8 protein-coding genes are annotated in these 11,839 nt (G+C 42.7%); 4 read left to right on the top strand and 4 right to left on the bottom strand.

The window, feature by feature from the left end; all coding sequences use genetic code 11:
• Both DP116_RS22440 and ebsA read right to left on the bottom strand, forming a co-directional pair.
• Positions 1–415, bottom strand: a 415-nt coding sequence (locus DP116_RS22440; RefSeq protein WP_169157284.1) for an AAA family ATPase, incomplete at its 3' end; no start/stop codon positions are given.
• Positions 416–870: 455 nt separating this feature from the next.
• A complete protein-coding gene (ebsA, locus tag DP116_RS22435) occupies positions 871–1,242 on the bottom strand; it encodes a type IV pilus biogenesis protein EbsA (RefSeq protein ID WP_169157283.1) in 372 nt (123 codons plus the stop codon).
• A 433-nt stretch (positions 1,243–1,675) separates the two neighbouring features.
• Between ebsA and DP116_RS22430 the strand changes: the two genes are divergently transcribed.
• Positions 1,676–2,650, top strand: coding sequence for a radical SAM protein (locus DP116_RS22430; protein ID WP_169157282.1), 975 nt, complete (start codon positions 1,676–1,678; stop codon positions 2,648–2,650).
• On the top strand, positions 2,604–4,022 hold the full coding sequence (locus tag DP116_RS22425) for a glycosyltransferase family 2 protein (RefSeq protein WP_169157281.1): 1,419 nt from the start codon (positions 2,604–2,606) through the stop codon (positions 4,020–4,022). Before DP116_RS22430 ends, DP116_RS22425 begins: the two co-directional genes overlap by 47 nt.
• Before the next feature lie 75 nt (positions 4,023–4,097).
• On the opposite strand, the gene dnaX is transcribed toward DP116_RS22425, so the two are convergent.
• Positions 4,098–6,563 carry a DNA polymerase III subunit gamma/tau gene (dnaX, locus tag DP116_RS22420; protein ID WP_169157280.1) on the bottom strand — a complete coding sequence of 822 codons (2,466 nt, stop codon included), beginning with the start codon at positions 6,561–6,563 and terminating at the stop codon, positions 4,098–4,100.
• Between the two features lie 322 nt (positions 6,564–6,885).
• On the opposite strand from dnaX, the gene DP116_RS22415 reads away from it, so the two are divergent.
• Both DP116_RS22415 and DP116_RS22410 read left to right on the top strand, forming a co-directional pair.
• A complete protein-coding gene (locus DP116_RS22415; RefSeq protein WP_169157285.1) occupies positions 6,886–7,572 on the top strand; it encodes a hypothetical protein in 687 nt (228 codons plus the stop codon).
• Between the two features lie 370 nt (positions 7,573–7,942).
• Positions 7,943–11,647 (top strand): tetratricopeptide repeat protein, encoded by a 3,705-nt coding sequence (locus tag DP116_RS22410; RefSeq protein ID WP_339381530.1) that lies wholly within the window; start codon positions 7,943–7,945, stop codon positions 11,645–11,647.
• A 10-nt stretch (positions 11,648–11,657) separates the two neighbouring features.
• Here the strand turns inward: DP116_RS22410 and rpsU are convergent, their stop codons facing one another.
• A complete protein-coding gene (rpsU, locus tag DP116_RS22405) occupies positions 11,658–11,837 on the bottom strand; it encodes a 30S ribosomal protein S21 (protein ID WP_169157278.1) in 180 nt (59 codons plus the stop codon).
• Positions 11,838–11,839: the final 2 nt, after the last annotated feature.

Here is an 11,839-nt window from a genome sequence, read left to right as displayed (position 1 = left end):
CCACTTCTGCTACTTGCAGCAAAGACAAATCAAACAAACTGCCTTCTTCCAAGTTACCAGGACCTTCTAGCAACACCAAGTCGCCGACTTGTATTTGCGAATATTCCTGTGCTAGCAATTTTTGATAATTGGTTTTGTCTAACCCTTGCAAACGTTTTTGCACAGCGACTTCATTTAAAGCCAGCATCGTGGGTACAACGCGGTTTTTTGATAACTTGAGGCTATCAGCAATAAATTGAACATCTTCCTCAACCATCGTTCCTGTAGATTCACTTAAACAAGTACCTAGCGGTTTGCCATAGGCAATGTCCAGCCCCTTTTGCTGTAGTTGATAAGACAAACCCAGGACTGTTGCAGATTTACCGCAGTAAGCCTCCGTAGATCCAATTAATAAATACTTAGCGGATTTTGGCACACATGCACTCCTAATTTACAAAAGTTTAGGTAACTTTCAACGTTTAGCAATCAGTTTGATTTTAGCTGTAGATAGCCTATCCACAAAACTTACGGATACGCTGCGCGCGCGATTCGCACACCTCCTCTGCAGGAGGCACGCAGGAGCAAGGCTTGCGGGCATTGCCCGTGGCACACAGGTATACCCCTATCTCCTGCCCAGACGCTAAGTCCAGCAAGGCACAGGGTTTTCCGCAAGATAATCTCATAAATAATTGCTGACAGCTTTTCACAACCCAAGTAGGTTTTACTCATTTTAGGTCGAACCTTGCAGTTAAAGTTGTAAACCTACTTGACCATAGGTAATGATTGCTCAACTTAAGCAAGTGTTGATGATTCTAATAACAGCTTTTTTTACGGTAGCATAGGCAAAACCGACAATGATAGATAATGGTGGTTAAAATAGCGTATAATACCTTACTCTAAACGCAAGAGTTTGCGATAAAATACTTGAGAAAAATCAGTGACGCGATAGCGCTCGTAATTCTCTATGAATTCAATGAGAAAATTAATAAACTCAAAGCTTGCCATCATGAGTTCATAACTCAACTCCGCATTGCCATCAAACTGCATTCGGCAACGGGTTAAGTCTGAGGGGAGAGTCGCAACATTCCAAGTGGCGACAAAGGGAATGTTATCACTGCCTTCTATTTTGCGGTATCCCTCCAAAATACCCTTTTGATAAAGAGTAATTGCATGGGGCAAGAAGTTACGCTTGTTACCCTGAATGTAAGGCAAATAGACGCTTGTTTGTTGTTGAGTAGCGGGGTGCAGTTGTTCGAGTGACATATTATAAATACTCCTTAAGTTACTTGACAGTTTGCGTAGTTTAATGATTTGTGTCAATAGTATTCCTAAAAAATGTTTGTTTAGTATTCATTGAGGTGAGGATAATAATTTTTGTGTTTTGATCCTTACGGGTATGAGCGAAGCAGATGCCTAACACCAGTTGACGCCAGATACTACCCTACGGGAAGTCGCCCATAGGCGTCTACAAGGAAGGCATGACCGACAAAGGCTGTGTGTACACTCGGGGGAACCTAACCAGGGCGCTTACGTTCCTCAAGGCACTGGTTCCTTTATGCTGAGAAATTATGCACGTCAGTCGCCTGCCTTCGAGTTATCCTACCAACAGCGCTGACTCAGTACCGCACTGGCTCACTTTTCAGTTTTGACTTTTTGTTTAAAGATGTCCTAAAGAACACTTAAGTGGTTTTACCCTATGGCTCCACTGGTTGCAAACTACTACTTGACCTACCGTTGTAACGCTAGATGTCATTTTTGTAATATTTGGTCACTTGAACCTGGTAAAGAAGCAGATTTTGAAACAATCAAGCACAATTTGAACGATTTACGCCGCTTGGGAGTCAAATATGTGGACTTTACAGGCGGTGAACCACTCCTGCGTTATGATGTCAGAGAAATTTATACAGAGGCGAAACGTCTGGGTTTTGCCACGAGTATAACAACAAACACTATTCTGTATCCGAAGAAAGCTAAGGAAATTCAGGGATTAGTAGACTTTTTAAATTTTTCCTTAGATGGTGCAGACGCGGACACTCATGATCAGTCTCGGGGAGTGAAAATTTTTGACAACTTGGTTGAGTCGGTGGCGATCGCCAAGTCTCTAGGAGAATACCCTGTCCTCAACCACACTGTTACCGCTCAAAATTACCACCGGATAGAAGAAATAGGGAAATTAGGCAAAGATCTTGGTGTTCGGGTTTGGCTAAATCCCGCCTTCACAGCTTACGAACACTACAACTCGAACAAAAATCCGACACCAGAAATGGTAACGGCAATACAAGTCACTGCAAAGAAATATAACAATGTCGGTTACAATAAGGCTGCACTAGCATTTATTGAGGCTGGGGGCAATGATACTAAAAATCCCCGCTGTAAAGCGGTAGATGCTGTCATTGCTATTTCTCCTAACGATGAACTGCTGCTACCTTGCTACCACTTCGCCCAAAGTGGAGTTCCCATTAATGGGCGACTTTACGAGCTGTATCGCGAGTCTGAGGAGGTTGAAAAATACCGCCAATCTCAGGGTAAGCTCCAGGTATGTGAAGGTTGCACAGTTTGGTGTTACCTAATACCCAGCTTCTTTATGGGTGTAGATAAATATTGGTGGTTAAATCAAGTAACCTATGCCAGCGAATTCCTGGCCCGAAAACGATTCTTACAACGAGCTTGATCCGCTCGATTCCCTATTTTCAGACCTCTCTGGCTTAGAGGAGTTACAGGAGGAGGAGACATCAGCAAGCGTGTCTCTTCCCTATCGGTTTCAAGGTCGTAGACGCAAAGCCGCTCTAGTTTTGACGATAGTCTGGAGTGGTACGATCGCTCTGCATTTAGTTTCTTGGGGAACTCTGTTTGTCTTGGGACTGACGACTATCATCGGATTTCATGCCTTAGTGATAGTGTTCGCCCGAGCAAAACCCCACCCAGAACAAATGCAGGAAGATTTGCCCTCTGTATCTGTTTTGGTGGCAGCGAAAAATGAAGAAGCAGTTATTGGCAGATTAGTCAAGAATCTTTGTAGTCTAGATTACCCAGGAGGGGAATACGAAGTCTGGGTCATTGATGATAACAGCAGCGATAAAACGCCGCAGTTACTATCAGAACTAGCCCAGAAATACGACCAACTGAAAGTACTACGACGAAAGCCAGAAGCAGGGGGAGGAAAATCAGGAGCGTTGAATCAGGTTTTAGCGCTGACAAAAGGAGAAATTTTGGCGGTATTTGATGCCGATGCCCAAGTTTCACCAGACTTGTTACAGCGTGTCATACCGTTGTTTCAACGAGAGAACGTAGGTGCAGTGCAGGTACGAAAGGTGATCGCCAATGCCAAAGAGAATTTCTGGACAAAAGGTCAGGCGTCAGAAATGGCATTCGATACATTCATGCAACACCAACGCAATGCTAATGGTGGTGTATGCGAACTGCGCGGTAACGGTCAATTTGTCCGGCGAAAAGCACTCCTGTGTTGCGGTGGCTGGAATGAAGAAACAATTACCGATGATTTGGATCTGACACTGCGCTTACATCTAGAAAAGTGGGATATTCAGTGTGTGTTCAACCCAACCGTAGAAGAAGAAGGTGTGACTAATGCCATTGGCTTGTGGCATCAACGCAACCGTTGGGCAGAAGGTGGGTATCAGCGGTATTTGGATTACTGGGATTTGATTCTCAGAAACCGCATGGGTACGCGCAAAACCTGGGATCTATTCGTGTTTCTGGTGCTGCAGTACATCTTACCCACAGCGGCTGTGCCAGATTTGTTGATGGCGATCGCACGACATCGTCCACCCATTTTCAGTCCAGTGACAGGCTTGACGATAACGCTGTCAGTAACGGGGATGTTTGCTGGTCTGTGGCGTATACGACGTCAAGACAAGGAAGTCAAACTATCTACCTATCTTCTGCTGCTTCTTGGGACCTTGCGTGGCACATTATATTTGCTTCACTGGATAGTAGTCATGAGTAGCACTACCGCCCGGATGTCGGTACGTCCCAAGCGCTTGAAATGGGTGAAAACTGTACATCAAGGTGAAGATGGAGAATGAACAGAGTTACCAGTTACCAGTTATCAGTTATCGGTAGTTATTTTGTTCACTGTTCACTGTTCACTGTTCACTGATTTAAAACTCATCATCAGCTTCTGCTTCACCTTCCCACTCACTTGGGGTTGTAGAAGTCGCTCGTTCTATGTCATCTGTCAATCGGATGACTTCTCCATCAAAAAATTGTGCCAGACGTTGTGCGGCGGCTGCGACTTCATCAACTTCCCAATCAGGTGTTGATGCGGATGGTTGAGTTTGTGAGGGCTTATCACTGCGATGAGTTGTGTCTGAACTTTGCACCGCCGCAGTATTTGCTGCATTTGGAGATTTTGTTGTCGGTGGTTTGGTTGATTTGGGAACTTCTGGAGAAGGCGCGGATGGTGGTTCATAACTGGGACGAGTTTTGGGCTTCTTTTGAGGAGAAGTTTGAGGTGGGATAGAAGTTGATGTCGTTGCTATTTCCAGATTTATCTTGACGTCGCATTTGAAAGTTTTTTTAAATGCTGCTACGATTATGGGGTGGTATGTTTGTACTTGTTTATACCATTTTTCTTTAACAGCAACACGAGCTACAGTACCATCAAATTCTATAAGATGGCACATTTGACGCAATAGCGCTTGTTTTGAGATTTCCTCGAGATTACTCAGCACTTGCTGCCAAACCTGAGTTAAGTCTTCTATTTCTGTACTCTGACTAACTTCCTCTTTTTGGGATACTGAGGTAGGTGCTTCTATTTCGGGGCGTGGTTCTGGAGGATGACGAGAACTCGGGGTTTCCTCTGGTGATGAGGGGGTAGTAGGAGTTTTTGAGAAGGTATCGGTTTGGTCAGTTTTGACTTGTTCTACAGTTTTTGAATTGTTTTCTGGTGCTGATACTGAAGGTGGTTCAAGGCTTGTAATTGAGTTTTGTTCACTTTTTCCTGGAGATGGTGAAACCGTAGGCGGCGAAATTCTTGGCGGGTAAACTGCGCCTCTACCGTTTTGTGGAACAGAAATATGAGCTGAGGGTAACAATCCCAGCAACGTCACCTCTAACCACAAGCGCGGTTGTGTGGTGTTTTTCAGTTGCACTTCAGCGGTTCGCAAGTGTTGCTGTCCTAGCAAGATTGTGTGTGTGTCAAACTGTTGGGCAAAATCAATCAGTGCTTGCCAAGTTTGGGGAGTACAAGCAACCAAATCGTTGCGACCAGACGCAGTTTTCGCGATGAGTAAATCTCGGTAAAATGCAGCGAGATTTTGGAGAATAATTAGAGGTTCTCGACCACGATCTAAGATTTTACGAGTGCAATCTAAAACAGCTTCTGGGTTGTCTTTTGCGATCGCATTCAACAAGAAAAGTAAATCGTGTTCGCTGACTGAACCAACTAAATCCCAAACTCTTTCAGGTGTCACATCACCCGATAATAAACTGACTTGGTCGAGGAGACTTTCTGCATCTCTCAATCCGCCTTGAGCAATTTGGGCTATTAGAGTTATCGCTTCGATGGTAATGTTAATATTTTCTTGGTAAGCTATATAACTCAAATGCTTCGCCATCGCCTCTAAATCTATTCTGCGAAAGTCGAAGCGTTGACATCGGGAGATGATGGTAGGTAAGACTCTTTGCGGGTCAGTTGTTGCTAGTACAAAGACAACATGTTTCGGTGGTTCTTCTAGTGTCTTCAGTAGCGCATTGAATGCGGCTTGGCTGAGCATATGACAGTTATGGACAAGTAACCCGTTAGCAACAAAGTTATGGTTGTCTGCCACTTCAATGTCATAGACTTTCTCAATTCCAGCGAGGTAAACAGACTCGACCGTTTCCAAACTTGTAGTCCATTGAGGGGATAGAATACTGTTTGAGATTTGCCAACCATTTTCTACTGGCATCTGCTCCCATCCAGGGGATAGTATCCTCATTCCTTCTTTTACGTCTTTTGCTGGTACCCATCCCTGGTCTGTTTTAATTAAATGATTGCCCGTACATTTGATTTCTCGGTTAGTTGTTCTAATAACCAGAGTTTGACGTTCACCCTGATCTAGCCATCTCAGAACTTTCTTGAATTCCCACTTGAGCGATGAATCACTATAACTGAGAACCCTTTTACCTTTGATATTGGGATCATCTATTCTAACAAGTCCCCTATCAGTCAAGACCAAAGAATCTCCAGTCAGGCACTCATCAATAACATAAACTTTGTACCGACATTGCACAGGGGCAAATTGCGCTCTTTCTATAATTTCGCGAATATTATCGACACCAGTATTGCTGGCAGCGTCTATTTCAATAACATCTAAAGAATAGCCCTTAGTAATTCCTTGACAGACATCACACACGCCACAGGGTTGAGGGGTGGGTTTGTCACTTTTGAGACAATTAAGCGATTTTGCCAAAATCCGAGCACTGGAAGTTTTCCCTGTACCTCTTGGACCAGTCAACAGGTAAGCAGGGGCTATTTTGGCGGCGCGGATAGCGTTTGTTAGGGTGGTAGCTATCGCCTCTTGTCCCACCAGTTCAGCAAAACTCTTTGGGCGATACTTGTGGTGCAGGGGTTCGTAAGACATGGATAATGATGTCAATGCCTTTGATGGTTAATAACTAGCACCCACGATTTGGGCTTAGATCATTTTAAATTTATGACGTAACTTCAAACATTGATGATTGTTTTTTAGTACAAATATACCATATTATCCAGAAAGTCTAGCTTGGGGATATTTTTCTACTTTGTGTTAATTTTTCTTCACTATAGAGACAGAAAACTTTTTTGTCTGTACATTTTACTTGATATGAGTAAGATATGTGAGTGTAGTTGACAAACGCATAGCAGCTTGTCCTTATACACCGCTACAATCTTATGATGACCACCAACGCTTACCGGTGCGGGAGATGTTCAAGCGGTTAATTCAATGGCTCAAAAAATTTTTGCAACGCTTGTTTGGCTCAAATCAGACTCCAGCCAAAACAGAGGGAAATATTCACAAAGAACCGCCCCCACCCCTAAGTGATACAGATTTGGAATTTCTGTTTACAGAACTATTAGAAGGTGTGCATCAAGCACGAGGGCAAGCATGGGCGCAGAAATGGTTAAATAATATTGAACATCGCGTCCCAGAAGAACGTTGGGTGCAGTGGTTGGAGCGTTTTGGTGCAAGATTGTTAGCATCACCCACACCCAATAACGAATTAGCTTCCCGAATGGTACAACTAGGTGAGTTGGAGATTGGAGAAGTGGGAAACGCCGCCTATGATATTGGGATGCAGTTGTTAACGCGCACAGTTGGCGAGCCAATATGGGAGTATCAAGGACCAGATGCTGTCAAGCAAACTCCTGTAACGACACAAACTCAAAATGAGCAACCCGAAGATATGGAAATTGAAAATCTTCCAGAAGGAGAATACCAAAGCGTTACTTTGGATGAGTTATTTGTCCTAATACAGCAAGACGAGAATTTACGCAAGCAAATTTGCGAGCAATTAGGAATGGAGACAGACGATCCAGAAATAATTATCCAAGCTTTGCTTGATCAATTCCAAGCAGCGAATGAATCTACTACAAATCAAGCTGAATCGTAATTCAATGCCTGACTCTGAAAGCATTTTGTATATACAAATACTAAATTTTCGCCGTATGGGTAAAATTTGGTGCTATTAGTTGCTTGACTAGGTAAAAATACTGTAAATCGTCAATCACCTTGTTTTTTGGACTGTTAGTATGCTATTTAGATTCCCAACTGACCGTACTATCGCTCATTCAATTATTATAGGTTTTTAAAGTCAATATAACTTTTTTAACACTGTGCTCGCTAAAATCTTATGATGACCAATCCAATCTCCAATAATTCCCGAAATGCTCAAGTGGCTAGTCAAGTGGATTAAGAAGTATTTGAGGTTCTTCTTCAGGAAAAAGCAGACTCGTTCTGTCTATCCTATAGAGGAACAAAAGATGGCACCTCCACCCGCATTGACAAATGCGGATTTAGAATTTCTATTTACCCAACTGCTGGAAGGTGTGCATCAGGCAAAAGGGGAACAGTGGGCGATTCAGTATTTACAAAGAATGGAAAAGCGTATCTCCAATGAACGCTGGATAAATTGGCTACTAGATTTTGGGGAGAGATTGTTAAAATCACCTGCACCAAATAACTACTTAGCAGAACAAATGGTGCAACTAGGCGAGTTAGGTATTGGGAGGATTGGAGATTTATCTTACGACATTGGCATACGATTATTGACGCGAAACTTAGGCAATCCGTATTGGGAAAATGATCAAACACAAGACACAGAAACCATAACTGATACAACACTGCCAAGTCGATTCTCTGAGGAGAGACAAAACAAAAGCACAGAGGATTCAGACAATATTCTCAGGCAACTAACACCAGCAGTAATGCCTGCACCTTTTTTAAATCCTCCACAGGAAGAGTATACCGACAATCAAGAGGAATTAATATGGGAATATGATGAACCAATAGTTGAATTCCGAACACCAGATTCTGCGTGGACTTTGTCAGCTAAACAAGAGAAGGAAGAATCTGACTGGGTAGAACAAAGCGTGGAACCAGAAGCAAAAACTGCTGCAAGGCAAGATTTTTCCGATTTTCAGTCACCAGTGGCTGTCAAGCTGGATGAATTGTTAGTTAGGTTAGAACACAGTACAAGTTTAGTTCAGCAACTGGCTTCTGGGCTAGGATATCAAAGCGAAATATCAATCAATACAGGTTTACCAATAAATCAACAAAGGACGACTTTAGAACAAGCAGAAGCCTGGTTTTACGAAGGTCTTAAGCAAGCTAAGGCAGGTAATTTATCGGGAGCAATTGCATCTTACAACAAAGCTATAGAAATTCACCCCAACTCGCAGGAATATTGGTTTAACAGGGGGTTAACACTATTTTATTTAGGACATTTTTCAGAGGCGATTGCATCTTACGACAAAGCAATTGCCCTCAAACCAGACTTTTATAAATGTTGGTATTACCGAGGCGGCGCACTAGGTGAACTAGGACACTTTGAAGATGCGATTTTGTGCTTTGATAAAGCGATAGAAATTAAGTTTAATTACCCAGAAGCTTGGTCTGGCAGAGGTATAGCGTTGCAGAAATTAGGGCGTCCATTGGAAGCCGTTGCAAGTTACGACAAAGCAATCATACTGCAACCACAAGACCAAGACAATTGGTATTATCGAGGTCTGGCATTGGCGCAGGATGGACGAAATTATGATGCGATCGCCTCCTATGAAAAAGCTTTAGAAATCCAAAATGACTTTCACCTAGCTTGGTACAAACGAGGTGTGGAACTTTGTGAATTAGGAGAATTTGAAGATGCTATTGCTAGCTTAGAGGAAGCAACAGAAATTCAAAACGACTTCTCGGAAGCTTGGTACGCTTTGGCTGGTGCGCTGAATAAAGTAGGAAGATCAGAAGATGCGATCGCATCTTATGAAAAAGCGACTCAAATCGATCCAAATTCTCATGAAGTCTGGATTGACAAAGGTGTGGTACAGTTCAGTTTGGGACGCTGGGATGATGCGATTTCATCCTGGGAAAAAGCTTTAGAAATCAAACCCGACTACTATTTAGGCTGGTTCAACTGTGCTGTGGCGTTGGACAATCTCGGACAGCGTGAAGAGGCGATCGCTTGTTATGATAAAGCGATAGAATTTTATCCTCAGTTTGAATTAGCTTGGTACAACCGGGCTATAGTGCTATTTTATTTGCAGAGATTTGAAGAGGCGATCGCCTCATATGATAGCGCTTTACAAATCAAACCTGACTACTGGGAAGCGTGGATCGCCCGAGGGAATGCAGCAGAAAATATAGTTTATAGGGACAACTCACACTTCACTTTCTTGAGTCCAGCAGAACTGTATGAACGCGTCTATGAAGAGAAATTGGCAAGTTATGACCAAGGGCTGAAATATGTTGATCAAAATACACAGCCAGAAGGTTGGGGCAGATTGCATTTAGCACTTGGCAATGCCTATTACGACCGAGGTAAGAGACATCCTACACCCTCCTATTATTGGCAACAAGCCCTCACTGCGTACAATCAGGCGCTTCATACTCTGACCCCAGAACCCTTTGCCCGACTACATCTGGAGGTTTTGCAAAACCTGATAAAAACACTTGTGGTTTTGGGGCAAACTTCCCAAGCGCAAGAATTACATCAATATGGTACAGATTTTATACAATTCTTATTGAGCGAAACAACTCACTCTGATGAAGAGAAAAAACAGTTAGCACTCAAGTATACAAGTTTTGAACAGTTGGCAGTTGATATAGCCGTACAGTCTGGTGAGATAGCGCAAGCGATAGAAATCGCCGAACGTGGAAAAAATGCTTGTTTCACCTGGCTTCTGTATGGTTGGACAGATGAAATCAGATCATTTAGCTATCAATCAATTCAACAACTTCTCAATCCCACCACTGCAATTATTTACTGGCATATTAGCCCTTGCGCCTTACGCACCTTCATTATAAAATACGAGTCTCCAGAACCTATTGTCGTTTTTACACCTGTAGTTAATGGGGTGATTGATGAAGTGCCTTTACCCCAGGTGGTACGACGCTTGGTTGAATTTGAAGATTGGCTAAAAGATTGGCATCAACAATACAGGGAATATCAGCAACTCCAAACTAACGATGCATCAGACAAAAGTGTCCATTCATGGCAAGCAGAAATGGAACAGAGGTTATTGAATTTAAAACATATCCTCAACATTTCTGCAATTGTGAATGAACTTGAGGACATCACCAATCTGATTTTAATTCCCCACCGCGACTTACATAGATTCCCTCTCCACGCCCTTTTCAATATTTCCTCTCTTTGGGAACAAGAGTTCTCAAAGCAGCGTAATTACACATGTACCTATCTACCTAGCATCCAAATCGGGTTTTCTTTCAAATCCCAACAACTCTTGCAGGTGCAAAACCAACCGTTACTCATTGTGGAACCTCAAGAAAGTATAAATTACCCGACACCACAATTTGCTGGACTTGAATCTGAAGTCATTAGCCAGATGTTTAGTTATTGCACACGCATTCAAGGCTTACAAGCGACAAAAACACAGGTAGAAAATGCTTTATCTGAAAATTACAATATATTTCACTTTACAGGCTATGTTACGGAGAATTCCAATCAACCACACAAATCAGAATTTGTATTAACAGGTGAAGAGAAATTAACTATAGAGGAAATCTGCAAAAAGCCGATTACAAGTTATGACCTTATAACTCTTTCAACTTGGGAAACAGTCATGACTAACAACCAAAATATCACGACTGAACATGTTGGAATAGTCACTGCTTTCCTAGCTGGGGGAGTTAATCATGTCTTGAGTACTGTGTGGACTGTGGAATCAGCTGCTATTGCTTTGGTTATGATAGAGTTTTATCGACGACTCCAACAAAATAAATCAGCAGCCAAAGCATTAGCGGAAACAACCGCATGGCTTAAAGAACTGACTGCTGGTGAACTGAAACAATGGTATGAAGAATTACTCAACCAACTACCTCAAGAAGGGCAAAAAATTAGGGCAAGTTTAACAACAGAATTATATAGAAGTCGTGAAATGTCCGCCGAAACAAAGCTCTATAATCACCCTTACTACTGGGCAGCATTTAAGATTGCAGGTAAGTTTTCTTTTTAAACACTTCCCATCAATACCGGAAACGATTCTGACGCTGCTTTTGCTTGGCAACTGCTTTGCGTTTACGTTTTTGAAGGGGTGTTTCAAAGTGACGGTGCTTCTTCACGTCAGGAAAAATTCCTGCCTTGGAGACTTCTCGCTTAAATCTGCGGAGGGCTGACTCAATTCCTTCATTTTCGCCAAGAATCACTT

Origin of the sequence: Brasilonema bromeliae SPC951 (assembly GCF_012912135.1) — a bacterium.
Taxonomy (GTDB): domain Bacteria; phylum Cyanobacteriota; class Cyanobacteriia; order Cyanobacteriales; family Nostocaceae; genus Brasilonema; species Brasilonema bromeliae.
The sequence above is the reverse complement of the archived record's forward strand: the minus strand, read 5'-3'. Positions and strand labels throughout refer to the sequence as shown.